Origin of the sequence: Burkholderia sp. AU33803 (assembly GCF_002223095.1) — a bacterium.
Classification (GTDB): domain Bacteria; phylum Pseudomonadota; class Gammaproteobacteria; order Burkholderiales; family Burkholderiaceae; genus Burkholderia.
Genome location: NZ_NKFJ01000004.1, coordinates 468,286 through 491,837 on the forward strand (window position 1 = coordinate 468,286; position 23,552 = coordinate 491,837).

Sequence of the window (23,552 nt, forward strand, 5' to 3'; positions counted from 1 at the left end):
CGTTCAGTGCGCGGCGTCGGCCGGCGCGAAGCGCGCGAGGATCCGCAGGTCGTCGCCGACCCGCTCGAATCCGTGGAACGACAGCCGCGTACGCGCGTCGAGGTTCGCCGGCGCGGCGAGGTCGAACATGCCGGCCGCATCGGCGCCCAGCAGGCTCGGTGCGAGGTAGACGAGCAATTCGTCGACGCACTGCTCGCGCAGCAGCGAGCCGTTCAGCTTGTGGCCGGCCTCGACGTGCAGCTCGTTGACGCCGCGCGCGCCGAGCGCCGCCAGCATCGCGGGCAGGTCGACCTTGCCTTGCGCGTTCGCGATCGGCACGATTTCCGCGCCACGGGACTTCAGCACGTTCGCGCGCACTTCGCCGGCGGCGTCGAGCCGGCCGCAGAAGATCAGCAGCGGCGCGCCTTCGAGCAGCCGCGCGTCGAGCGGCAGGTCGAGGCGGCTGTCCACGAGGATGCGCTGCGGCTGGCGCGGCGTGTCGATGCCGCGCACGGTCAGCAGCGGGTTGTCTTCACGCACGGTGCCGATGCCGGTGAGGATCGCGCAGGCGCGCGCACGCCATGCATGCCCGTCGAGGCGCGCGGCCTCGCCGGTGATCCACTGGCTTTCGCCGGACGGCAGTGCGGTGCGGCCGTCGAGCGACGCGGCGGTCTTCATCCGCACCCACGGGCGGCCGCGCGTCATGCGCGACACGAAGCCGATGTTCAGTTCGCCCGCTTCATGCGCGAGCAGCCCGCAGCGCACGTCGATGCCCGCGTCGCGCAGCATGCCGAGGCCGCGCCCCGACACCTGCGGGTTCGGGTCTTCCATCGCGGCGACGACCTTCGCGACGCGCGCTTCAATCAGCGCGTTCGCGCACGGCGGCGTGCGGCCGAAGTGGCTGCACGGCTCGAGCGTCACGTAGACGGTCGAGCCCGCGACGTCGTGGCCGCGTGCGCGCGCATCTTTCAGCGCCTGCACTTCCGCGTGATCCTGGCCGGCCGGCTGCGTGAAGCCTTCGCCGATCACGTCGCCGTCCTTGACGATCACGCAGCCGACACGCGGGTTCGGCGCCGTCGTATACATGCCGCGCGCGGCGAGCGCGAGCGCGCGCTGCATGTGGGCGAAATCGATGTCCGAGAACATGCGCGCGGCCCCGGGTCAGGCAGCGAGTGCCGCGAATGCGCGGCGCGCGGCCGCGAGCGTCGCGTCGATCACCGCGTCGTCGTGCGTGCTCGACACGAAGCCGGCTTCATACGCGGACGGCGCGAAGTACACGCCTTCGTCGAGCATCAGGTGGAAGAAGCGGTTGAAGCGCTCGGTGTCGCTCTTCGTCACTTCGGCGAAGCTGGTCGGCACGCGTTCGGCGAAGTAGAGGCCGAACATCGCGCCGATCGAGTCGGCCGCGAACGGCACGCCGGCCGCACGCGCTTCGGCCGCGAGGCCGTCGGCGAGACGCTTCGTCTGCGCGGTGAGCGCGTCGTAGAAGCCGGGCGCCTGGATCAGCTGCAGCGTCTTCAGGCCCGCGGCGACCGCGATCGGGTTACCCGACAGCGTGCCGGCCTGGTAGACGCCGCCGAGCGGCGCGAGGTGGGCCATGATGTCGCGGCGGCCGCCGAACGCGGCAGCCGGCATCCCGCCGCCGATCACCTTGCCGAGGCAGGTGAGGTCGGCCGTGATCCCGTAGTACGCCTGTGCGCCGCCGAGCGCGACGCGGAACCCGCACATCACTTCGTCGAAGATCAGCACGGCGCCGTGCTTCGTGCACAGCGCACGCAGCGCGTTCAGGAATTCCGGCGTGCCGCGCACGAGGTTCATGTTGCCCGCGACCGGTTCGACGATCACGGCGGCAATCTCGTCGCCGAACGCGCCGAACGCTTCCTCGAGCGCGGCGACGTTGTTGTATTCGAGGACGGTCGTGTGCTTCGCGATGTCGGCGGGCACGCCGGCCGACGTCGGGTTGCCGAACGTCAGCAGGCCCGAGCCGGCCTTCACGAGCAGGCTGTCCGCGTGGCCATGGTAGCAGCCCTCGAACTTGACGATGCGGCTGCGGCCCGTGAAGCCGCGCGCGAGACGCAGCGCGCTCATCGTGGCCTCGGTGCCGCTCGACACCATCCGCACCTGCTCGATCGACGGCACGAGCTTGCAGATTTCCTCGGCGATCTCGATCTCGGCTTCGGTCGGCGCGCCGAACGAGAAGCCGTCGGCGAGCACGTTCTGCACGGCCGACAGCACTTCCGGATGGACGTGGCCGACGATCATCGGGCCCCACGAGCCGATGTAGTCGATGTACTGCTTGCCGTCGGCATCCCAGAAATACGGGCCTTGCGCGCGTGCGACGAAGCGCGGCGTGCCGCCGACCGAACGGAATGCGCGCACCGGCGAGTTGACGCCGCCGGGAATGGTCTTCTGGGCGCGTTCGAAGAGGATCTGATTGTTGGACATGGACGAAACCTGCGAGAGAAGGGCGCGGGGGCCTGTGCACGGGCCGCGGCGCCTGGGCGGAACGATCGTCCGATTGTACCGGAGACGCGCGCGGCGAGCCCGCGGCGCCGTCTGCGGCGTATCGGCGCGAGGGATCGCGCGGGCAGGGGGAGGACGAGCGGGTGATTCGGCCCCGTTATCGATCCGGCAACGGGGGCGGCTTGCGCTTGCCGGTCAGCTCGGCCCAGCGCTTCTCGAGCGGGCCTTCGACCATCGGCTTGATCACCGTGCCGGAGCTTTGCGCGTCCCAGGTCTGCACCGAGTACGGATGGACCCGTAGCGCGTCGCGCGCGATCACGACGTCCTGGTGCGCGTCGACCAGCCAGTCGTACACGAAGTCGATGCACAGCCGGTAGCCGCGCTTCGTCGACGGATCGGGTACCTCGTACGGCGCGCGCGTCACGTAACCGGAGCCGAACACGCCCTTGGGCTCCTTCGCGACGCGATGCAGGAACACGCGGTCGCCCGGCAGGATGCCGCGCGCGAAGCCGCAGCCCCACACGTCATGCACGGCCTCGCCGGCCTTCACGCGCGCGGCGACGTCGGGCAGTTCGGGCCACGGCCATTTCTTGGGGCTCCAGATCAGCAGGAAAGCGGTCATCGGTTCGGTCGTGCGCTGTATTGGTCAGACAAGAAGGGGTGAGTCGCTGCAAGCTTAATCGAATCCGGCGCTCGATCCCGCGCGGCGGGTACCGTGCAGTGCCTTTCGGGCCCGCTGCGCACTCGGCAGCCTGCACGAAAAAAAGTTGCGCGTACAATCATGGGCCTGGGCGTGCCGTTCGCGGCGCGGCCTCCCGTCTTCACCGCCACGCGCGCCCCGATGCGCGCGGGCTCCATTCCGGATACCCATGTCTCACGTCATCCGACGCCGGCCCGATGCCCGGCTGATCCTGTTGCTCGGCGCGCTCGCCGCCTGCGGGCCGATCGCTACCGACATGTACCTGCCGAGCCTGCCGTCGATCGCGGCCGGCTTCTCCGTCAGCGCCGGCGCCGCGCAGCGCACGCTGACGAGCTTCATGGCCGGCTTCTCGATCGGCATGCTGCTGTACGGCCCGCTGTCCGACACGTGGGGCCGCCGGCCCGTGCTGCTCGGCGGCATCGCGCTGTTCACGCTTGCGAGCATCGGCTGCTTCGTGTCGACGTCGATCGACATGCTGATCCTCGTACGCTTCCTGCAGGCGCTCGGCGCCGGCGCGGCGTCGGTGCTGTCGCGTGCGATCGCACGCGACGCGCACGAGCCGACCGACGCGGCGAAGGTGCTGTCGATGGTGGCGATCGTCACCGCGGTCGGGCCGCTGCTCGCGCCGCTGATCGGCGGCCAGATCCTGCGCTTCTCCGGCTGGCGCGGCGTGTTCGTCGTGCTGGCCGTATTCGGCGCGGTATGCGCGGCGACCGCGTACCTGCGCGTGCCCGAAACCTGGCCGAAGGAGCGGCGCAAGAGCGCGGCCGTGCTCGCGTCGTTCGCGTCGTACGGGCGCATCCTGTCCGATCCTGTCGCCTGGGGGCACATGCTGTGCGGCGGGATGGCGTTCGCGTCGATGTTCTCGTACATCACCGCCACGCCGTTCGTGTACATCGAGTATTTCCACGTGTCGCCGCAACACTACGGGCTGCTGTTCGGCCTGAACGTCGTCGGCATCATGATCGGCAACTTCGCGAACACGCGGCTCGTCGGCCGCCTCGGCTCGCTGCGCATCATCGCGGCCGCGTCGCTCGTGAGCTGCATCGCGTCGCTCGCGGTCGCGCTCGTCGCGTTGACGGGGTGGGGCGGGTTGTGGTCGATCGTCGTGTGCCTGTTCTTCGTCGTCGGCGTGGTCGGGATCCTGTCGGCAAACTGCACGACCGACCTCATGCATCGCTATCCGCACAACGCCGGCGCGTCGGCGGCCGTGTTCGGCGCGATGCAGCTGGCGCTCGGCGCGCTCGCGAGCGTCGCGATCGGCGCACTCGCGGACGGCACGCCGTTCGCGATGGGCGTGACGATCGGCGTGTCGGGGGTGCTGTGTTTCGCCGGCCGCTTCCTCGTGCTGCGCTGGCACGGGCGGCCCGTCAAGGCGGGCGCCTGATCCGCGGCCTGACGACAGCATGAAAAACGCCACCGCGCGCGCTGCGCCGGTGGCGTTTTTGTTTCGAACGCGGGAAGCGGCTGCCGCCGCGCCGCGTCAATCCCGTGCGACGTCCTTCGCCGCCGGCGACGCACCGTGGCTCAGCCAGTCGAGCACGTCGGCCGTTTCGTCGTCGCTCGCGCGTGCCCGCGCCTGCGCGACGGCCTCGGGCAGTTCGCCGTTCGTCGACGCACGGCGGATCGCGACGCCGACCGCGAGGATGTCGATCATCAGCAGATGCAGGATCCGCGAGATCATCGACAGCTGCGACTCGCGCATCTCGATGTGGTCGGTTTCGAGCGCGACGGTCGCGCGCTTCGCGAGCGGCGTGTTGCTCGACGTGATCGCGATCACCTTCGCGCCGGCCTGCATCGCGACGTCGAGCACGCGCAGCAGCTCGGGCGCGCGTCCCGACTTCGACACCGCGACGATCACGTCGCCCTTGCCGAGCAGCGCGGCCGATGCGGCCTGCATGTACAGGTCGCCGTACGCGATCGTCGGGATCCCGAAGCGGAAGAACTTGTAATGCGCGTCCTGCGCGACGATGTTCGAGTTGCCGAGCCCGTAGAACTCGATGCGCCGCGCGCCGTTCAGGATCTCGATCGCGTTCTCGACATGCTCGAAATTCAGGTGCTCGCGCAACTGCAGGATCGCGGACACCGTGTTGTCGAGCACCTTCGCGCCGAAGTCGGTGGCCGTGTCGCCGAGATGTACCTGGCTGTGGCTCATCGGGATCGTGCCGGTGAGGCCGGTGGCGAGCTTCAGCTTGAAGTCGGACAGCCCCTGGCAGCCGAGCGAGCGGCAGAAGCGGATCACGGTCGGCTGGCTCACGTCGGCCTTGCGCGCGATGTCGACGATCGGATCGTTGATGATCGAACGCGGATGGTTCAGCGCGAGATCGGCGACGCGGCGCTCGGCCGGCGTCAGCGCGTCGCGCATCTGGCGAATCCGTTCGAACACGGCCGACGACGCACCGCCCGAGCGGTTCGACAGTTGCTCCGCGAGGATCGCCGATACGCCGAGGAACGCCGGGTATTCGGCGGTGATCAGGTAGGTCGGGATGTTCTCGAGGTAGTGCGTGAAGCGGCCCTTCGCCTCGAAGCGCGCTCGAAACGACGAGCGCGTGAACAGTTCGCCGAGCTTCAGCGCGACCCCGCCGCCGATGTACACGCCGCCGAGCGCGCCGAGCGTCAGCGCGACGCTGCCCGCGAACGCGCCGAGAATCCCGCAGAAGCATTCGACCGTCTCGAGCGCGAGTGCGTCGCCCGCATGCGCGCGCTCGACGATCTCGACCGTGTCGACGGTCGCGGCCACGCGCTTCTTGTCGCGCGCGGCGAGCGCGCGATAGATGATCTCCATGCCGGGGCCCGCGCACACGCGTTCGAACGACACATGCGGAAACTTCTTGCGCGCGTACTGCAGCACCAGGTCCTCGCGCTCGTCCTGCGGCGCGAACGATGCATGGCCGCCTTCGCTGCCGAGCGCGATCCAGCGGTCGTCGGCCGGAATCAGCCCCGACACGCCGAGCCCGGTGCCGGGCCCGAGCAGCCCGATCACGCTGTTCTGGCGGCGCGCGCCGCCGCCGACCTGCACGCGCTGCGCGTCGGTCAGCCCCGGCAGCGCCATCGCGAGCGCGGTGAAATCGTTGACGACGAGCAGCGTGTCGAAGCCGAGCGCGCGGCGCGTCGCCTCGATCGAGAAGCTCCAGTCGTGGTTGGTCATCGTGACCTGGTCGCCGTCGACCGGGTTCGCGATCGCGATCGCCGCGTGGTTCACGCGGCTGATCTTCACGTCCTTCAGATACTTGCGGATCGCGTCGGTGATCGTCGGATAGTCGGCGCCGGGATAGACGCGAATCTGCGTGATCTCGCCCGGGCCGGTTTCCAGCGCGAAGCGCGCGTTGGTGCCGCCGACGTCCGCGAGCAGGCGTGGGCCGTCGGCATGCTGACCCGCGACGACCGCCTTACTTTGCGCACCAGTAGACATCGAGCTGGGTCCCCTTGTCGTTGGCCAGTTGGGAAATCGCGTTCTTCTGCAGCGACGCGGCCGCGGCGTCGAGCACCGCGCGTTTGCGTTCGCCCGCGATCAGCAGGAACAGCCGGTCGACGCGCTTGAGCGCATCGAGCGAGAAGCTCACGCGCGCATGCGGCGCGGCGCCGGGATGGACGGCGACGAAACGCTCGGGCGTCGTGATCGCGTGATCCCATTCGGGCGCATCGGCGAAGATCGACGCGGTATGGCCGTCCTCGCCCATGCCGAGTACCGCGACGCTCGGCACGCGGTAGTCGGCGTTCGCGTTCAGCGCGGCGACGTGCGCGTCGAGCGCGGCGCGCGTGTCGACGAGCGGCAGGAAGCGGGCAGGGGCGGCGGCGTGCTGCAGCAGCGTGTCGCGCACGAGGTGCGCGTTGCTGGCTGCATCGTCCTCCGGCACCCAGCGGTCGTCGACCAGCGTCACGTCGACGCCGGCCCAGTCGAGCGTCGCGTGCGACAGCGTTTGCAGGAACGGGCGCGGGCTCGTGCCGCCGGACACCGCGAGCGTCGGGCGCGCGGGGCCGGCAAGCGCGGCGCGCAGCGCATCGCCGACGGCGCGCGCGAGCGCTTCGCTTTGCGCTTCCTGGGTGTCGAAAGCGTGAATCTCGATCACATCTCCTCCGGACTGCTTTGTCTGTTCAAATCGTACGAATCGTGGGGCACGTTGCCGCGTACGGTGGCGTGCGCGGCAACGGTTTGCATCAGTTCTCTTCTTCGAGCCAGCAGGTGTCGTGCTGCGCGAGCATCGCGCTCGCCGCGGCCGGCCCCCACGTGCCCGCCGCATACGGCTTGGGCGGCTTCAGCGTGCGTGCCCATTCGTTCAGGATAGGCTCGACCCAGCGCCATGCGGCTTCCTGTTCGTCGCGTCGCACGAAGAGGGCGAGACGGCCGTTGATCACGTCGAGCAGCAGGCGCTGGTACGCCTCCATCTGCCCTTCCTTGAAGAACTGGTCGAACGCAAGGTCGAGGTGCACGCTCGCGAGGTTCATCCCTTCGCCGGGCTGCTTCGCGAGGCAGTACAGGCGGATCGTCTCGTTCGGCTGTAGCCGGATCACGAGGCGGTTCGAACCGGGACGCAGCGCGGTGGGCCCCAGCGCCGAATGCGGCACCGGGCGGAAATTGACGACGATCTCCGCGACGCGATCGGCCAGCCGCTTGCCGGTGCGCAGGAAGAACGGCACGCCGGCCCAGCGCCAGTTTTCGATCTCGACCTTCAATGCGACGAAGGTTTCGGTCTGGCTGTCGGGCTTCACGCCCGGTTCGGTTGCATAGGCCGGCACCTGCGCGCCCTTGATCACGCCCGCATGATACTGGCCGCGCACGGCCACCTTGCCGATGTCGCGCGGATCGACGGGCTTCAGCGCGCGCAGCACCCGCAGCTTTTCGTCGCGCACCGAATCCGAATCCATCGAATGCGGCGGCTCCATCGCGACGATCGACAGCAGCTGCAGCAGGTGGTTCTGCACCATGTCGCGCAGCGCGCCCGTATTGTCGTAGAAATCGCCGCGTGCCTCGACGCCGAGCTCCTCGGCGATCGTGATCTGGATGCTCTCGACCCATTCGCGGCGCCACAGCGGCTCGAACAGCGCATTGCCGAAGCGCAGCGCGAGCAGGTTCTGCACGGGTTCTTTACCGAGGTAGTGGTCGATCCGGTAGATCTGGTCTTCCGCGAAGATTTCGCCGACCGCGTCGTTGATCGCGTTCGACGACTTCAGGTCGTAGCCGAGCGGCTTCTCGAGCACGATGCGCGAGCCTTCGCTCAGGCCGACCGACGCGAGCGCCTTGCAGATCGGCACGAACAGCGACGGGCCCGTCGCGAGATAGAACACGCGGATGCCGGGCAGCGATGCCACCGCGTCGCGCAGCACGACGTAGTCTTCCGCACGGCCGAGATCGAGGTGCACGTATTCGATGCGATCGAGGAAGGACTTCCACGCAGCTTCGTCGAACGCGTTGCCGGCGGCCTTGGCCGCGTGCGGCTTCACGTGCGTGTCGACCCATTCGAGATAGGACGCCCGATCCGATTCATGACGCGCCACGGCAACGATCCGGCCGCTCTCCGCCAGCATGTTCGCACGGTGCGCTTCGAACAGCGCAGGCAGGATCTTGCGCATCGACAGATCGCCGGTGCCGCCGAAAAGTACGAAGGTAAAGCTGGAATCGGTATGCATGTGTCTCCGCCGTGTTGGGGGTGCTCGGAAGCGATCCGTAGTGCGATAAAAATATTTTTGACACTGAATTGTAGTTTAACTACAATCCGCCGCAAGGGGTAGCACCTGGGTGAAGAAAAAAAGAAGTGCGGTCGATGAACCGCGCGAGCTTCGCCTTAGGGAACGCCATGTGCCGAATGTTATCGGACATTGACGGCGCGCATCGTCAGCGCGGCGTCGGCCCCGGGCTCGCGCCGCATCATCGCGGCGGGCCAGAAACACAAAGAGGAGACACGCCGTTGAATCTCGATTCACGCTTTCTGTAAGAGCCCGGCCGGTCATCGGCCCCGTACGCTGCATGCGTCCCGCGGCTCGATTTCCCCGTCGTTATCAAGAAGCCGGTTCCCCGTCGGGGAGCCTCACGAGTTGATTCAGTCTGGAGGAGATAAGTAATGAAAGTTCGCTCGATCATGGGTGCGCTCTGCGCTGCAGGTCTGATGGCCGGCGCCGTGGCGGCGCAGGCAGCCGAGAATGTGACGGTGCTGCACTGGTGGACCTCAGGTGGCGAGTCGAAGGCCGTCGGCGTGCTGAAGGACGACGTGCAGAAGCAGGGCTACGTGTGGAAGGATTTCGCGGTCGCGGGCGGCGCCGGCGCCGCGGCCATGACCGCGCTGAAGACCAAGGTGATCAGCGGCGACGCACCGTCGGCCGCGCAGATCAAGGGCCCGCTGATCCAGGACTGGGCCGACCAGGGCGTGCTCGTCAACATCGATTCCGCTGCCGGCGACTGGAAGCAGAACCTGCCGCCGGAAATCGACAAGATCATCAAGTACAAGGGCCACACCGTCGCGGCGCCGTTCTCGGTGCACCGCGTGAACTGGCTGTACATCAACAAGGCCGCGCTCGACAAGGTCGGCGCGAAGGTGCCGACCACCTGGCCTGAATTCTTCGCGGTGGCCGACAAGCTGAAGGCCGCGGGCATCCAGCCGGTCGCGATGGGCGGCCAGCCGTGGCAGGACCTGACGCTGTGGGAAGACGTCGTGCTGTCGCAGGGCCCGGCGTTCTACAAGAAGGCGCTGGTCGACCTCGACCAGGCGACGCTGACTTCGCCGCAGATGCTGTCCGTGTTCGATACGGTGCGCAAGATCCAGGGCTACTTCGATACCGGCCGTAACGGCCGCGACTGGAACCTCGCGACCGCGATGGTGATCAACGGCAAGGCCGGCATGCAGTTCATGGGCGACTGGGCGAAGGGCGAGTTCGAGAACGCCGGCAAGAAGGCGGGCAAGGACTACATCTGCGCGGCGGTGCCGGGCACGGCGAATGCCTATACGTTCAACGTCGATTCGTTCGTGTTCTTCCAGCAGAAGGGCGAGAAGAACGCGACGCCGGGCCAGCTCGCGCTCGCGAAGACGATCATGACGCCGGACTTCCAGGAGCAGTTCAGCCTGCTGAAGGGTTCGGTGCCGGTCCGCCTCGGCGTGAAGATGGACAAGTTCGACGACTGCGCGAAGAAGTCGTATGCCGACGAGCAGACCGCGATCAAGTCGGGCGGCTTCGTCCCGTCGCTCGCGCACGGGATGGCGCAGAGCGACGCGACCGCCGGCGCGATCACGGACGTCGTGACGAAGTTCATGAACTCGCAGCAGGATTCGAAGAGCGCGGTCGCCGCGCTCGCGAAGGCCGCGAAGGTCAAGTAACGCGCGACAGGCGCCCGGCCGGAAACGCTTCATCGGCCGGGCGTTTTTGCATGTGCAGCAAACGGGCTCGCCCGCGAAGCCCGTGCCGTACCCGGCGCCGGCCCGGCCTGCGTCGCCCTCGTTCCAGGAGTCGAATCAAGTGGCTGCCCCTCTTAGCGGAAACGGATCCGGCGCTGCCGCCGCACGGCGTACGTCGCCGATGTCGGCCTTCGCCGATCGCTGGATCCCGAAGCTCGTGCTTGCGCCGAGCGTCGCGATCGCCGTGGTGTTCATCTACGGCTTCATCCTGATTACCGGCTATCTGTCGCTGACCCGTTCGCGGCTGTTGCCGAACTACGAATTCGACGGCTTCGGCCGTTACTCGGACCTGTTCCAGAACGACGTGTGGTGGACCTCCGCCGCGAACCTCGGCTGGTTCGGGATTCCGTTCATCGTGATCTGCGTCGCGCTCGGGCTGTTCCTCGCGATCCTGCTCGACCAGCGGATCCGCAACGAAGGCGCGCTGCGCGCGGTCTTCCTGTACCCGATGGCGCTGTCGTTCATCGTCACCGGCACAGCGTGGCAGTGGATCCTGAACCCGGGCCTCGGCCTCGAGAAGGTGATGCACGACTGGGGCTGGACGAGCTTCTCGTTCGGCTGGCTCGACGATCCGGACAAGGCGATCTTCTGCGTGGTGATCGCGGCCGTGTGGCAGTCGACCGGCTTCGTGATGGCGCTGTTCCTCGCGGGGCTGCGCGGGGTCGACGCGGAGATCTTCAAGGCCGCGCAGGTCGATGGCGCGACGCTGCCGACCATCTACCGCAAGATCGTGATCCCGAGCATGCGCCCGGTGTTCTTCTCGGTGCTGCTGATCCTCTGCCACATCACGATCAAGACCTTCGACCTCGTCGTCGCGCTGACGGCGGGCGGCCCGGGCACGTCGTCGTCGCTGCCGGCCATGTTCATGTACACGTTTTCGTTCAACCGCGGCCAGCTCGGGCTCGGCGCGGCGTCCTCGGTGATGATGCTCGCGACCGTGGTCGCGGTGCTGGTGCCGCTGATGTATATGGAATCGAGGAGCACCCGCAATGCAGCCTAAGATGACGATCAGCCGGGCAGTGATCTATGCGGCACTGATCCTGTTCGCGCTGTATTTCCTGTTCCCGATCTACGTGATGCTGTCGACGTCGTTCAAGGATCTCGACCAGCTGCGCACCGGCAACCTGCTGACGCCGCCCACCACGTGGACCGTCGACCCGTGGGTGAAGGCCTGGAGCGGCGCATGCACCGGCGTGCGCTGCGACGGCATGAAGCCGTTCTTCCTGAATTCGCTGCAGATGGTGATCCCGGCCGTGCTGATCTCGTCGCTGATCGGCGCGTTCAACGGCTACGTGCTCACGCACTGGCGCTTTCGCGGCGCTGACGCGCTGTTCACGATGATGCTGGTCGGCTGCTTCATCCCGTTCCAGGTGATCCTGCTGCCGATGGCGCGCCTGCAGGGGATGCTCGGCCTCGCCAACACGATTCCGGGCCTCGTGTTCGTGCACGTCGTGTACGGCATCGCGTTCACGACGATGTTCTTCCGCAACTTCTACGTGAGCGTGCCGGCCGAGCTCGTGAAGGCCGCGCGCATCGACGGCGCGGGCTTCTTCACGATCTTCACGAAGATCCTGCTGCCGGTGTCGCTGCCGATCTTCATGGTGTGCCTGATCTGGCAATTCACGCAGATCTGGAACGACTTCCTGTTCGGGATCGTGTTCTCCGGCGTCGATTCGATGCCGATCACGGTTGCGCTGAACAACCTCGTCAACACGTCGACGGGCGTGAAGGAATACAACGTCGACATGGCCGGCGCGATCATCGCCGCGCTGCCGACGCTGCTCGTCTACATCGTCGCCGGCCGCTACTTCGTGCGCGGCCTGACGGCGGGCGCGGTGAAGGGGTAAGCGCGGCTTCATCCGATACGACGAACCGGCCGCGCCTCGCGCGCGGCGCATCGAAACGAACCCGACGCGGCGCCGGAGTGTGCCGCGCGAGACGAGACAGAGGATTCACAGCATGGCAAGCCTTTCCATCCGTGACGTGTACAAGACCTACCCGAACGGGGTGCCGGTCCTGAAGGGTGTCGACATCGAGATCGAGGACGGACAGTTCCTGATCCTGGTCGGCGGGTCGGGCTGCGGGAAGTCGACGCTGCTCAACATGATCGCCGGGCTCGAGACCGTGACGAGCGGCGAGATCTGCATCGACGGCAAGGTCGTCAACGACCTGTCGCCGAAGGATCGCGACATCGCGATGGTGTTCCAGTCGTACGCGCTGTATCCGTCGATGACGGTGCGCGAGAACATCTCGTTCGGCCTGAACATCCGCAAGGTGCCGAAGAGCGAACAGCAGCAGATCGTCGAGCGCGTGTCGCAGATGCTGCAGATCCAGCACCTGCTCGACCGCAAGCCGGGCCAGCTGTCGGGCGGCCAGCGCCAGCGCGTCGCGATGGGTCGTGCGCTCGCGCGCGATCCGTCGCTGTTCCTGTTCGACGAGCCGCTGTCGAACCTCGACGCGAAGCTGCGCATCGAGATGCGCGCGGAAATCAAGCTGCTGCACCAGCGCCTCGGCACGACGATCGTCTACGTGACACACGACCAGATCGAGGCGATGACGCTCGGCGACCGGATCGCGGTGATGAAGGACGGCGTGGTCCAGCAGTTCGGCGCGCCGCAGGAGATCTACGATTCGCCGTCGAACCTGTTCGTCGCGGGCTTCATCGGCGCGCCGCCGATGAACTTCATCAACGGCAAGTTGGTCGAGCAGGGCAGCGGGATCGCGCTCGAAGTCGACACGGGCGTCAAGCGCGGCGTGCTGAACCTGCCGTTCGATGCGGCGAAGCTGAAGTCGCACGTCGGCCGCGAGGTGATCCTCGGCCTGCGCCCGGAGCGCATCACCGACGTGCGCCATGCGCACAACGGCGACGCGTCGCATCTGCAACCGTTCGACGTGCGCGTCGACGTGACCGAGCCGACCGGGCCGGACACGCACGTGTTCGCGCAGGTGAACGGCAAGCGCATCGTGAGCCGCGTGCATCCGGCCGCGAACCCGCAGCCCGACCAGACGCTGTCGCTGCTGTTCGATGTGTCGAAGGCGGTGCTGTTCGATCCGGCGTCGGAGGAGCGGATCGCGTGATGCAAGTCGCTTGGGGCGATCGGTGGGTGTCCGGGCCACACGTGGGTTTTGGCGGCTCGTCGGTTGCCCCGGCGCAAGCGGGGTCGCTGCATTCGCAGCAGTTACCGCCTTCCCCTCGATGCCTGGGGGCCGGCGGTTGTAGTCATGGACTCGGCAGCGACAAAAAATACGAGCCGATTGCATGTAGCACGGGCATGAACAGGAGACATGCGAAGACGGCCGGAAAATAATGCTTCGAGTGACGTACCCTGGAAAACAAGCCGCCCACTGCGACAAGCAAGCATACGGTCGCGAGTGCACCAAATAGATCGCTGTCCGCGATCACCGAAAAAAACGCACGCATGTCCGCTCCACGGGTTACTGATTGAATGCAGTGAAATTCCAGCGATACAGCTGAAACTGCTTCAGAAAGTTTTTGACCTCGGCTCCTGTCGTCTCGTTTCTGTAGTCCCACCCATCTTCGCCGAGCGTGTAATGTCCGTTTTCGACGCCCATGCCTGCATAGCTGGCGCTTTGCGGGTCGGCGCGATTGCGGCCGAATATTCGCATGATTGTTGTGAACGGACGAACGATCACGCCGCTCGAATTCCCCTGCATGATCGCAATGGAAGACGGTGAGACCCTCGTGACCATTTGAACGTGGTGTCCAATGCCCGCGCGATCATTGGCCTGTACAAGCATGTCTCCGGGCAGGAGCGACTCCGGTGTCTGGAGTAGTGTGGTATTCGAACCTGTACGCTGTACGTCTGGTGCACCGAAAGTCAGCGATACCATATCGGCGAAACCGTACATTGTCGAATCGTATCGTCGGTGCTCGGGTTCGCCGTAGATTTCCTCATTCCGATAGCTTCGCACGCCGGTTGTCACGTTGAGCGGCAGTCCTCGCAATGCGGAGAACTGGATGAGCGACCGTAGCGCGAAGTCCTCGCAAGTAAATCGATTTGCGCGCGTGCTTCCATTTCGATCCCAGTACGTTTCGGCCTGGATCTGCGTTGCGAGTTGTGGGACGGTGCGGTGATATTCAGCGATGTCGGTATCAGTCCATTCACGGATCGATTTCCAGAATGTCTTGGAGCGGGCGGTGACCGGCTTAGGTGCAGCATCACTCGTTGGCGTGGTCGTGCGTGCCGCGACCAGCTTGTATCGGTTACCGTTAGGGGAGACGTGAGTATTTTCCGGCATGGCTATTCGGCGAGATAGATCGTGATATTTTCAGCATGCGGCGTAGCGGCGAGCAGGTGCGTTTGTCCCGACGCATCTGTTCTGCCGTACTCGAATGTTCCCGTGTCACGCCGCAGCGCATAACCGGTGTAGCTCAGAGGGTTGCCGTCAGCGTCCCGAAGGACGAAGCGATCGTCATAGGCGGACAGCGCAGTTGCCGGGGTGCCGGGCATTGCAGCGGCTGCGGCCGGTATCCCGGTATCGTGTTCGGTTTCGTCTATTTTCCATTTGCGCCCGTACCGCGAGTTGATGCGTGGAGGACGTTCACAGCGGCATCGGACCCAATCACCACTGAGGGCTTGAACTCGTCCTGCAGAAGTGAAGTCGCGCAGTCGCCTTTTGTTCGGCGTACCGGGCGCTGCTTCAATCGTTCCGATGCTTTCGCAGGTACTGCACCAAGCCCGCTGTCCGACGAATGTGATTCTGCGGCGCGTGCCGTCGTCACCGACGATCGTTCCGCATTCGCCTCCGTCGAGTACGTAGCCGCCACTGTCCAGCGGATCGTCTTCGACTACCGCGTAAAAGATGACCATGCCCTTGCCGTCCGTTTGAAATCATGGTGCGGAACGTAGCATGGCTTCGTCGAGCAATGAAAGGCAATTGTAAAAATCCGTGTCCGTACGCAATAGCTCGCTTTGGTCCTGAATCACGAGCGGGCAACGGCAAAGGGTTGCTTCAGCAGCCCCTTGAGTTTCCGGGAATCGTTAGCCTCAGTGCGGCAGCCTTACGTCGAACTTGAACGTCGCGAGCCGCGCGACGAGGATGAAACCGGTCGCGAGCAGCACGCTGTAGACGGAATCGAACTGCAGCCACACGAGCAGCAGGTAGAACCAGCAGCCGACGAACGCGCAGGTCGCGTAGGGCCGCGAATCGCGCAGGATCAGCGGGATGTCGTTGCACAGCACGTCGCGGATGATCCCGCCGACCACGCCCGTGATCACGCCCATCATCACCGCGATGAAGCGCGGCATCTCGGCATCGAGCGCGATCGCCGTGCCCGAGATGCTGAAGATCCCGAGCCCGATCGCATCGGCGACGAGCAGCAGCCGCTCGGCCGATATTCGCGACAGCATCCGCAGCACGAACGGCGCGAACAGCGCGAGCACGAAGATCACGATCACGTAGTCGTCATGCACGACCCAGTAGAACGGCCGGCGCTCGAGCAGGATGTCGCGCAGCGTGCCGCCGCCAAACGCGGTGGCGAGCGCGACCACGAACGTGCCGACCGAGTCGAGGCGGTTCTTGCGCGCCTCGATGAAGCCCGAGATCGCAAAGGCCAGCGTGGCGATCGCCTCCAGTACCGCGATCGCGAGCGTCAGCCTAGGATGCGGCACGCGGCCCCCGGTCGCCCGGCGCCGCGAACGGCTGCAGCAGCACCAGCACCGCGCCCGCGCCGCCGTCGTGGCCGCGCGCCTCGCAGAACGCGATCACTTCTTCCTTCTGCACGAGCCACGCGCGCACCTTGCCTTTCAGCACCGGCTCCTTGCCGATCGAGCCGAGCCCCTTGCCGTGGATCACGCGCAGGCAGCGCAGCCCCTTCTTGCCGGTTTCGCGGATGAACTCGGCGAGCGCGTCGCGCGCCTCGTCGCGCCGCATCCCGTGCAGGTCGATCTGCGCCTGCACGATCCACGCGCCGCTGCGCAGCTTGCGCACGACGTCGCGGCTGATGCCGGGGCGGTGGTAGTACAGCGAGTCGTCGCTGTCGAGCAGCGTCTCGGGATCGAATTCGTCGGACAGCGTCGCGTTCAGCACGGCTTCCTCGTCGCGCTGCGTCTGCTTCGGCACCGGGTCGGGCGGCGTGCGGCCGGCCGCCGCGCGCGGCGGCGCGTTCAGCGGGCGGATCGCGCCGATCTCGTTGCGGAACAGGTTCGCGTCGGCTTCCGCCTTGCGCTCGGCCTTGGCCGTTTCGATGCGCTCGCGGTCGCGGCGATCGGCTTCGCCTTGCAGCGACTTGCGCAGCGCGCCGAGGCCCGCGAGCCCCTGGCCGCGCAACGCGGCGGGATCGGGCGTGGGCGCCGGCGCGACGGGCGCGGGGTTCGCGGGACGGGCGGCGATCTGGCGCTTTGCGGGATCGCTCGGATGGGGCTGGTTCTTCGCCATGATTCGGTACGCAGGGCAGGCGCGTTCGGGCGCGCGGGCAAAAAAAAGCCGCTGCACGGCGGCAGCGGCTTGTCCGGCCAGACCCGCTTCGCGGCAGCGGACGCCATTGTAGCGCCCGGCGCGACAGGTCTCGCGGCTTACTTCTTGTCGTGCAGGCTTTCGAGGTAGCGCTGCGCGTCGAGCGCGGCCATGCAGCCCGTGCCGGCGCTGGTGATCGCCTGGCGGTACACGTTGTCCTGCACGTCGCCCGCAGCGAACACGCCCGGCACGCTCGTCGACGTCGCGTTGCCGTGCAGGCCGCTCTTCGTCAGGATGTAGCCGTCCTTCATCTCGAGCTGGCCCTGGAACAGGTCGGTGTTCGGCTTGTGGCCGATCGCGACGAACACGCCCTGCACGGCGAGATCTTCCGTCGAGCCGGTCTTCACGTTCTTGATGCGCAGGCCGGTGACGCCCGAATCCTCGCCGGTCACTTCGTCGAGCACGTGATCCCACTTGATCACGACCGCGCCTTCCTTTTCCTTCTCCAGCAGGCGGTCGATCAGGATCGGCTCCGCGCGGAACTTGTCGCGGCGATGGATCACCGTGACCTTCTTCGCGATGCCGGTCAGGTAGAGCGCTTCCTCGACGGCCGTGTTGCCGCCGCCGATCACCGCGACTTCCTGGTTGCGATAGAAGAAGCCGTCGCAGGTCGCGCAGGCCGACACACCCTTGCCCATGAACGCTTCTTCGGACGGCAGGCCGAGATACTGCGCGGACGCGCCGGTCGCGATGATCAGCGAGTCGCACGTGTATTCGCCCGAGTCGCCGATCAGGCGGATCGGCTGCTCGTGCAGCTTCGCGGTGTGGATGTGGTCGAACACGATTTCGGTGTTGAAGCGTTCCGCGTGCTCCTGGAAGCGCGCCATCAGCTCCGGACCCTGCACGCCTTTCGCGTCTGCCGGCCAGTTTTCGACGTCGGTCGTGGTCATCAGCTGGCCGCCCTGCGCGATGCCGGTGATCAGCACCGGGGACAGGTTGGCGCGTGCCGCGTAGACGGCAGCCGTGTAGCCGGCGGGGCCGGAACCGAGAATCAGGACTTTGGCGTGTTTGGGCGTGGACATGTGCGAATCCGTAAAAGGCGGCCGTGGCGGGCGGGGTAGGGCTCGCCGTACGATCCGGGTTGACCGGGATGCCGTCATAGATGGGTATCAGACGCGCATTATAAAGGCCCCGTTGCCGCGTTGCCGAACGAGAGTTTCAATCGTCGCGATAGTGTCGGGCACCGCGACGGCCGCGCACGCGGGGCGGGCAGGGCGCCCGGCGGCGCGTTGCCGCACGTGGGCAACGGGGCCTGGCACCCGCTCGACGGGCGTCGCGGCGGCGCCCGACCGGGGCGGCCGCACCACGGCGACCGGGCTGCCGGGAAATACATCCGCGGGGGTGTCGGGATCCCGGCCCTGTTATGTAACCGTCATTTACACTTGGCGGCCCGGTGCAGCGTTTACAATAAGCGGGATCGAACGACAGGCGGGCGCACGGCCCGTCCTCTTTATACGGATTCATGGCAAAAGCTCCTTATTCCGCCCAGGCACAGGCGTTGCCGCACCGGATGTCGAAGCTCCTCACGGAGATCCGCTGGATTCTCCAGGTCGCGCTCTGCGCATTTCTGGTGATGGCCCTGCTGAGCTACAGCCGGCGCGATCCGAGTTGGACGCACGCCGCCCAGGTGGATCACATCACGAACTGGGCCGGCCGCGTCGGCGCGTGGACGGCCGACATCATCCTGCTGCTGTTCGGTCTGTCGGCCTACTGGCTGATCGTGCCGCTCGCACGGCGCATCGCCGTCAACTATCGCCGCATCACGCGCCACGAGGCGGTCTCGGACGAACCCGAGCGGCCGATCGGCTGGCTCACCGAAATCCTCGCGTTCGTGCTCGTCGTGCTGGCGTGCGACGGCATCGAGGCGCTGCGCATGTGGTCGCTGAAGGTGCAGTTGCCGCGCGCGCCGGGCGGTGTCGTCGGCGAGGCCGTCGCGGGTGCGATGTCGCACGCGTTCGGTTTCACGGGCGGCACGCTGCTGCTGCTGATCGCGCTGGCCATCGGCCTGTCGCTGTATTTCCGCTTCTCGTGGCTGTCGGTCGCCGAGCGCGTCGGCGGCGCGATCCTGTCCGCCGTCAACGTCGCGAAGCTGCGCCGCGAGGCCGAGCGCGACCGCAAGCTCGGCGAGGCCGCGGCCGTGCGCCGCGAAGGCAAGGTCGAAGAGGAGCGCGTGCGCATCGAGGATCACGAGCCGGTGACGATCGTGCCGCCGGTCGTCACGCCGGCGAAGTCCGAGCGCGTCGAGCGCGAGCGCCAGGTGCCGCTCTTCACCGACCTGCCGGGCGATTCGACGCTGCCCGCGGTATCGCTGCTCGATCCCGCGCCGAAGGCGCAGGAGGCGATTTCCGCCGACACGCTCGAATTCACGTCGCGCCTGATCGAGAAGAAGCTGAAGGATTTCGGCGTCGAGGCGAGCGTCGTCGCCGCCTATCCGGGCCCGGTCGTCACGCGCTACGAGATCGAGCCGGCCACCGGCGTGAAGGGCAGCCAGATCGTCAACCTCGCGAAGGATCTCGCCCGCTCGCTGTCGCTCGTGTCGATCCGCGTCGTCGAGACGATTCCCGGCAAGAACTACATGGCGCTCGAGCTGCCGAACCAGCGCCGCCAGACGGTGCACCTGTCCGAGATCATCGGTTCCGAGGTGTACGCGGCCGCGTCGTCGGCGCTCACGCTGAGCCTCGGCAAGGACATCGGCGGCAAGCCGGTGTGCGCGGATCTCGCGAAGATGCCGCACCTGCTGGTGGCCGGCACGACCGGTTCGGGCAAGTCGGTCGGGATCAACGCGATGATCCTGTCGCTGCTGTACAAGGCAACCGCCGAGCAGGTGCGCCTGATCCTGATCGATCCGAAGATGCTCGAAATGAGCGTCTACGAAGGCATTCCGCACCTGCTGTGCCCGGTCGTCACCGACATGCGGCAGGCCGGCCACGCGCTGAACTGGACGGTCGCCGAAATGGAGCGCCGCTACAAGCTGATGAGCAAGCTCGGCGTGCGCAACCTGGCAGGCTACAACAACAAGATCGACGAGGCCGCGAAGCGCGAGGAGAAGCTGCCGAATCCGTTCAGCCTGACGCCGGAAGATCCGGAGCCGCTCGGCCGCCTGCCGAACATCGTCGTGGTGATCGACGAGCTGGCCGACCTGATGATGGTCGTCGGCAAGAAGGTCGAGGAACTGATTGCACGGATCGCGCAGAAGGCGCGCGCGGCCGGCATCCACCTGATCCTCGCGACGCAGCGTCCGTCGGTCGACGTGATCACCGGCCTGATCAAGGCCAACGTGCCGACGCGGATCGCGTTCCAGGTGTCGTCGAAGATCGACTCGCGCACGATTCTCGACCAGATGGGCGCCGAATCGCTGCTCGGGATGGGCGACATGCTGTACCTGGCGCCGGGCACCGGGCTACCGGTGCGCGTGCATGGCGCGTTCGTCGCGGATGACGAAGTGCATCGTGTCGTCGAGAAGCTCAAGGAGCAGGGCGAGCCGAACTACGTCGAGGGCCTGCTCGAAGGCGGCACCGCCGACGGCGACGAAGGCTCGGCCGGCGCGGGAACCGGCGAAGGCGGCGAGGAGTCTGATCCGCTGTACGACCAGGCGGTCGAGATCGTCATCAAGAACCGCCGCGCATCGATCTCGCTCGTGCAGCGCCATCTGCGGATCGGCTACAACCGCGCGGCGCGGCTGCTCGAGCAGATGGAGCAGTCGGGGCTCGTGTCGGCGATGTCGTCGAGCGGCAACCGCGAAATTCTTGTGCCGGCGCGCGACGCGGAATGAGTCCGCGGCGTTCGCAGCGCCGGCCACCCAGGGAGAAAACCGCAATATGCAGCAACATTCGTTCGCAATGTCCCTTCGTTCGACGCGGCGCTGGCTCGGCGCGGCGCTCGCCGGCGCGTCGCTGATGCTCGCGGCGACGCACGCGTTCGCGGGCGGCACCGAGCAACTGAAGGCGTTCGTGTCGCAGGTGCGTTCGGCGAAGGGCGACTTCACGCAGCAGATCGTCAAGGCCCCGGCGAAGGGCGCGAGCGCCGCGCAGGCCGTGCCGAAGCCCACCGACAATTCGAGCGGCACGTTCGTGTTCGCGCGCCCGGGCAAGTTCATCTGGACGTACCAGAAGCCGTACCAGCAGGTGCTGCAGGCCGACGGCGACAAGCTCTACGTGTACGACCGCGACCTGAACCAGGTCACCGAGCGCAAGCTGAACGGCGCGCTGGGCGCGAGCCCCGCCGCGATCCTGTTCGGCAGCAACGATCTGGAGAAGAACTACACGCTGCGCGATGCCGGCGAAAAGGGAGGCATCGAGTGGCTCGAAATGCTGCCGAAGGCGCAGGACACGCAGTTCCAGCGGATCGGCATCGGCTTCAAGAACGGCACGCTCGCCGCGATGGAACTGCACGACGTGTTCGGCAACGTCACGTTGCTGACGTTCACGAACATCCAGACGAATCCGGCGCTGAAGGGCGATACGTTCAAGTTCGTCGTGCCGAAGGGCGCCGACGTGATCACCGGCTGACCGGCGCCCGCGCGCTGCTGTTTCACCGAAGGGCCTGCCGGCGACGGCAGGCCCTTGTTGTTTCTGGGCGCCGGGCGCTGGACGCGAGCACCCGGCACCAGGCGCGGCGGTGCTTTCGTGCGGCTGTCATAATGTCGGGTCCGGCGGCCGGTTCGGCCGCCATTGTTTGATGTGGAGCGAGGGTTCATGTCCGACCTGTTTCAAGTCGAGCCGCGCCGCCCGCTCGCCGAGGCGCTGCGGCCGAAGACGCTCGCCGAGGTGATCGGCCAGACGCATTTGCTGGGCGAAGGCAAGCCGCTGCGGCTCGCGTTCGAATCGGGCAAGCCGCATTCGATGATCCTGTGGGGGCCGCCGGGCGTCGGCAAGACGACGCTCGCCCGGCTTACCGCGCTCGCGTTCGACTGCGAGTTCATTGCGCTGTCCGCGGTGCTTGGCGGCGTGAAGGACATCCGCGAGTCGATGGAGCAGGCAAAGGACACGCTGAACCGCACCGGCCGCCACACGATCCTGTTCGTCGACGAAATCCACCGCTTCAACAAGGGGCAGCAGGATGCGTTGCTGCCGTTCGTCGAGTCGGGGCTCGTGACCTTCATCGGCGCGACGACCGAGAACCCGAGCTTCGAGGTCAACTCGGCGTTGCTGTCGCGAGCGCAGGTGTACGTGCTGAAGTCGCTGGACGACGACGAGATGCGCCAGTTGCTGAAGCGCGCACAGGAAATCGCACTCGACGGCCTGTCGTTCGACGACAAGGCGGTCGATACGCTGGTCGGCTATGCGGACGGCGACGCGCGGCGCTTCCTGAACCTGCTCGAGCAGGCGCAGACGGCGGCCACGTCGGCCGGCACCACGACGATCGATGCCGAATTCGTCAGCAGCGCGATGACGCTGAACGCACGGCGCTTCGACAAGGGCGGCGACAACTTCTACGACCAGATCTCGGCGCTGCACAAGTCGGTGCGCGGTTCGAGCCCGGACGGCGCACTGTACTGGTTCTGCCGGATGATCGACGGCGGCGCGGATCCGAAGTATCTCGCGCGGCGGATCGTGCGGATGGCGTGGGAAGACATCGGCCTCGCCGATCCGCGCGCGCTGCAGGTGGCGAACGACGCGGCCGAAACCTACGAGCGGCTCGGCTCGCCCGAAGGCGAGCTCGCGCTCGGGCAGGCGGTGATCTATCTCGCATGCGCGGCGAAGAGCAACGCGGGCTACAACGCGTTCAACCAGGCGATGGCGTTCGTGAAGCAGGACAAGTCGCGCGAGGTGCCCGTGCATCTGCGCAACGCGCCGACCAAGCTGATGAAGGAACTCGGCTACGGTCATGCGTACCGTTACGCGCACGACGAGCCGAATGCGTATGCGGCCGGCGAGACGTACCTGCCGGACGGGATGCGCGAGCCGCGCTGGTACAAGCCGGTGCCGCGCGGGCTCGAATCGAAGATCGCCGACAAGCTCGCGTGGCTGCGCGAACTCGACCGCGAGGCCGGCAAGAAGGACTGAGCCGGGCACCGTCCGGCGCGGCCTGCGCCGATGCGGCCGCGAACGCGTCAGCGCTTGCGGGCCGGCTGCTTCTTCCAGTAGCCGAACGGCTCCTGATGGCACTCGATGTCGAGTTCGGTGACGCGGGCGTGCAGGCTCTGCTGCGCATCCGCGATCGCGAGGTTGTAGATCGCGGGCGCGATTTCCTCGACGAAGAAGTTCAGCAGGGCACCCGCCTGGATATTGCCGATCGGCTCATCCATGTTTTCCGTGAAATAGCGTTGCAGCGACGCGATCGCGCGGTCGCGTACGTCCTTCTCCAGTTCGATGGCCATCGGGTTCCTTGAGTCGTTGTGACGGGGGCGCGTGCCGCGTTCGATGCGTTGCGGCGGGCACGCCCGGGTGTTTCGCGATCCGCGGCGCGTCGATGCCGCGCGATTTCGCGGGTGCCGGCGGGCGGACCGGCATTGCGATACTGCCATGGCCGTCGCGCCACGGTCATCGCCCGTTTGCAGCATTGTCCGTCCGGCCAGTGCCGTGTCGGCCCCGCGGTGCGTTAGAATT

Annotated in this window: 20 protein-coding genes; 8 read left to right on the forward strand and 12 right to left on the reverse strand. The window is 66.7% G+C overall.

The window, feature by feature from the left end; translation table 11 throughout:
- Positions 1-3 precede the first annotated feature (3 nt).
- The 3 genes from ribD to CFB41_RS04600 form a co-directional block, all read right to left on the reverse strand.
- A complete protein-coding gene (gene ribD, locus CFB41_RS04590) occupies positions 4-1,125 on the reverse strand; it encodes a bifunctional diaminohydroxyphosphoribosylaminopyrimidine deaminase/5-amino-6-(5-phosphoribosylamino)uracil reductase RibD (protein ID WP_089455762.1) in 1,122 nt (373 codons plus the stop codon).
- Positions 1,126-1,140: 15 nt separating this feature from the next.
- The gene (gene hemL / locus CFB41_RS04595) at positions 1,141-2,424 is read right to left on the reverse strand and encodes a glutamate-1-semialdehyde 2,1-aminomutase (RefSeq protein WP_014897811.1); all 1,284 of its coding nucleotides are present in this window, start codon (positions 2,422-2,424) and stop codon (positions 1,141-1,143) included.
- 175 nt (positions 2,425-2,599) lie between these two features.
- Positions 2,600-3,064 (reverse strand): hypothetical protein, encoded by a 465-nt coding sequence (locus tag CFB41_RS04600; protein WP_011351244.1) that lies wholly within the window; start codon positions 3,062-3,064, stop codon positions 2,600-2,602.
- 247 nt (positions 3,065-3,311) lie between these two features.
- Here CFB41_RS04600 and CFB41_RS04605 point away from each other — a divergent pair, with 247 nt between their 5' ends.
- Positions 3,312-4,529 carry a Bcr/CflA family multidrug efflux MFS transporter gene (locus CFB41_RS04605; protein WP_089439433.1) on the forward strand — a complete coding sequence of 406 codons (1,218 nt, stop codon included), beginning with the start codon at positions 3,312-3,314 and terminating at the stop codon, positions 4,527-4,529.
- A gap of 96 nt (positions 4,530-4,625) precedes the next feature.
- Here CFB41_RS04605 and CFB41_RS04610 read toward each other — a convergent pair whose 3' ends face one another.
- The 3 genes from CFB41_RS04610 to zwf form a co-directional block, all read right to left on the reverse strand.
- Positions 4,626-6,554, reverse strand: coding sequence for a bifunctional transcriptional regulator/glucokinase (locus CFB41_RS04610; protein ID WP_089439434.1), 1,929 nt, complete (start codon positions 6,552-6,554; stop codon positions 4,626-4,628).
- The gene (gene pgl, locus CFB41_RS04615; RefSeq protein WP_089439435.1) at positions 6,532-7,212 is read right to left on the reverse strand and encodes a 6-phosphogluconolactonase; all 681 of its coding nucleotides are present in this window, start codon (positions 7,210-7,212) and stop codon (positions 6,532-6,534) included. The genes CFB41_RS04610 and pgl overlap by 23 nt, the downstream gene beginning before the upstream one ends.
- An 88-nt stretch (positions 7,213-7,300) precedes the next feature.
- Positions 7,301-8,770: a glucose-6-phosphate dehydrogenase gene (zwf, locus tag CFB41_RS04620; protein ID WP_089439436.1), complete on the reverse strand. Its 1,470-nt coding sequence runs from the start codon at positions 8,768-8,770 to the stop codon at positions 7,301-7,303.
- 431 nt (positions 8,771-9,201) lie between these two features.
- Between zwf and CFB41_RS04625 the strand changes: the two genes are divergently transcribed.
- The 4 genes from CFB41_RS04625 (at position 9,202) to CFB41_RS04640 (ending at position 13,605) form a co-directional block, all read left to right on the forward strand.
- Positions 9,202-10,449: an ABC transporter substrate-binding protein gene (locus tag CFB41_RS04625; RefSeq protein ID WP_059485260.1), complete on the forward strand. Its 1,248-nt coding sequence runs from the start codon at positions 9,202-9,204 to the stop codon at positions 10,447-10,449.
- A 139-nt stretch (positions 10,450-10,588) separates the two neighbouring features.
- A complete protein-coding gene (locus tag CFB41_RS04630) occupies positions 10,589-11,527 on the forward strand; it encodes a carbohydrate ABC transporter permease (RefSeq protein WP_089439437.1) in 939 nt (312 codons plus the stop codon).
- On the forward strand, positions 11,517-12,374 hold the full coding sequence (locus tag CFB41_RS04635) for a carbohydrate ABC transporter permease (protein ID WP_011544828.1): 858 nt from the start codon (positions 11,517-11,519) through the stop codon (positions 12,372-12,374). Before CFB41_RS04630 ends, CFB41_RS04635 begins: the two co-directional genes overlap by 11 nt.
- Before the next feature lie 112 nt (positions 12,375-12,486).
- A complete protein-coding gene (locus tag CFB41_RS04640; protein ID WP_089439438.1) occupies positions 12,487-13,605 on the forward strand; it encodes an ABC transporter ATP-binding protein in 1,119 nt (372 codons plus the stop codon).
- A gap of 357 nt (positions 13,606-13,962) precedes the next feature.
- Here the strand turns inward: CFB41_RS04640 and CFB41_RS37195 are convergent, their stop codons facing one another.
- From CFB41_RS37195 to trxB, 5 genes are all read right to left on the reverse strand, one after another.
- Complete coding sequence (locus CFB41_RS37195; RefSeq protein ID WP_144029901.1) at positions 13,963-14,787, reverse strand: hypothetical protein; 825 nt, start codon at positions 14,785-14,787, stop codon at positions 13,963-13,965.
- Between the two features lie 2 nt (positions 14,788-14,789).
- The gene (locus CFB41_RS38530; RefSeq protein WP_256940843.1) at positions 14,790-15,359 is read right to left on the reverse strand and encodes a PAAR domain-containing protein; all 570 of its coding nucleotides are present in this window, start codon (positions 15,357-15,359) and stop codon (positions 14,790-14,792) included.
- Between the two features lie 177 nt (positions 15,360-15,536).
- Positions 15,537-16,160 (reverse strand): trimeric intracellular cation channel family protein, encoded by a 624-nt coding sequence (locus CFB41_RS04660; protein WP_089439439.1) that lies wholly within the window; start codon positions 16,158-16,160, stop codon positions 15,537-15,539.
- Positions 16,147-16,926 (reverse strand): Smr/MutS family protein, encoded by a 780-nt coding sequence (locus CFB41_RS04665; RefSeq protein ID WP_089455766.1) that lies wholly within the window; start codon positions 16,924-16,926, stop codon positions 16,147-16,149. The genes CFB41_RS04660 and CFB41_RS04665 overlap by 14 nt, the downstream gene beginning before the upstream one ends.
- Before the next feature lie 137 nt (positions 16,927-17,063).
- A complete protein-coding gene (gene trxB, locus CFB41_RS04670; RefSeq protein ID WP_089439441.1) occupies positions 17,064-18,026 on the reverse strand; it encodes a thioredoxin-disulfide reductase in 963 nt (320 codons plus the stop codon).
- 440 nt (positions 18,027-18,466) lie between these two features.
- On the opposite strand from trxB, the gene CFB41_RS04675 reads away from it, so the two are divergent.
- The 3 genes from CFB41_RS04675 (at position 18,467) to CFB41_RS04685 (ending at position 23,009) form a co-directional block, all read left to right on the forward strand.
- On the forward strand, positions 18,467-20,776 hold the full coding sequence (locus tag CFB41_RS04675; RefSeq protein WP_089439442.1) for a DNA translocase FtsK: 2,310 nt from the start codon (positions 18,467-18,469) through the stop codon (positions 20,774-20,776).
- 46 nt (positions 20,777-20,822) lie between these two features.
- Complete coding sequence (gene lolA, locus CFB41_RS04680; protein ID WP_089439443.1) at positions 20,823-21,512, forward strand: outer membrane lipoprotein chaperone LolA; 690 nt, start codon at positions 20,823-20,825, stop codon at positions 21,510-21,512.
- A gap of 186 nt (positions 21,513-21,698) precedes the next feature.
- On the forward strand, positions 21,699-23,009 hold the full coding sequence (locus tag CFB41_RS04685) for a replication-associated recombination protein A (protein WP_089455767.1): 1,311 nt from the start codon (positions 21,699-21,701) through the stop codon (positions 23,007-23,009).
- Positions 23,010-23,056: 47 nt separating this feature from the next.
- Here the strand turns inward: CFB41_RS04685 and CFB41_RS04690 are convergent, their stop codons facing one another.
- Positions 23,057-23,323: a DUF2164 domain-containing protein gene (locus CFB41_RS04690; RefSeq protein ID WP_089455768.1), complete on the reverse strand. Its 267-nt coding sequence runs from the start codon at positions 23,321-23,323 to the stop codon at positions 23,057-23,059.
- Positions 23,324-23,552: the final 229 nt, after the last annotated feature.

Excerpts from the sequence above, each read along its gene's own strand:
- ribD (WP_089455762.1), bottom strand. The coding sequence starts at position 1,125 with ATGTTCTCGGACATCGATTTCGCCCACATGCAGCGCGCGCTCGCGCTC.
- hemL (WP_014897811.1), bottom strand. The coding sequence starts at position 2,424 with ATGTCCAACAATCAGATCCTCTTCGAACGCGCCCAGAAGACCATTCCC.
- CFB41_RS04600 (WP_011351244.1), bottom strand. The coding sequence starts at position 3,064 with ATGACCGCTTTCCTGCTGATCTGGAGCCCCAAGAAATGGCCGTGGCCC.
- CFB41_RS04605 (WP_089439433.1), top strand. The coding sequence starts at position 3,312 with ATGTCTCACGTCATCCGACGCCGGCCCGATGCCCGGCTGATCCTGTTG.
- CFB41_RS04610 (WP_089439434.1), bottom strand. The coding sequence starts at position 6,554 with ATGTCTACTGGTGCGCAAAGTAAGGCGGTCGTCGCGGGTCAGCATGCC.
- zwf (WP_089439436.1), bottom strand. The coding sequence starts at position 8,770 with ATGCATACCGATTCCAGCTTTACCTTCGTACTTTTCGGCGGCACCGGC.
- CFB41_RS04625 (WP_059485260.1), top strand. The coding sequence starts at position 9,202 with ATGAAAGTTCGCTCGATCATGGGTGCGCTCTGCGCTGCAGGTCTGATG.
- CFB41_RS04635 (WP_011544828.1), top strand. The coding sequence starts at position 11,517 with ATGCAGCCTAAGATGACGATCAGCCGGGCAGTGATCTATGCGGCACTG.
- CFB41_RS04640 (WP_089439438.1), top strand. The coding sequence starts at position 12,487 with ATGGCAAGCCTTTCCATCCGTGACGTGTACAAGACCTACCCGAACGGG.
- CFB41_RS37195 (WP_144029901.1), bottom strand. The coding sequence starts at position 14,787 with ATGCCGGAAAATACTCACGTCTCCCCTAACGGTAACCGATACAAGCTG.
- CFB41_RS38530 (WP_256940843.1), bottom strand. The coding sequence starts at position 15,359 with ATGGTCATCTTTTACGCGGTAGTCGAAGACGATCCGCTGGACAGTGGC.
- CFB41_RS04665 (WP_089455766.1), bottom strand. The coding sequence starts at position 16,926 with ATGGCGAAGAACCAGCCCCATCCGAGCGATCCCGCAAAGCGCCAGATC.
- trxB (WP_089439441.1), bottom strand. The coding sequence starts at position 18,026 with ATGTCCACGCCCAAACACGCCAAAGTCCTGATTCTCGGTTCCGGCCCC.
- CFB41_RS04675 (WP_089439442.1), top strand. The coding sequence starts at position 18,467 with ATGGCAAAAGCTCCTTATTCCGCCCAGGCACAGGCGTTGCCGCACCGG.
- lolA (WP_089439443.1), top strand. The coding sequence starts at position 20,823 with ATGCAGCAACATTCGTTCGCAATGTCCCTTCGTTCGACGCGGCGCTGG.
- CFB41_RS04685 (WP_089455767.1), top strand. The coding sequence starts at position 21,699 with ATGTCCGACCTGTTTCAAGTCGAGCCGCGCCGCCCGCTCGCCGAGGCG.
- CFB41_RS04690 (WP_089455768.1), bottom strand. The coding sequence starts at position 23,323 with ATGGCCATCGAACTGGAGAAGGACGTACGCGACCGCGCGATCGCGTCG.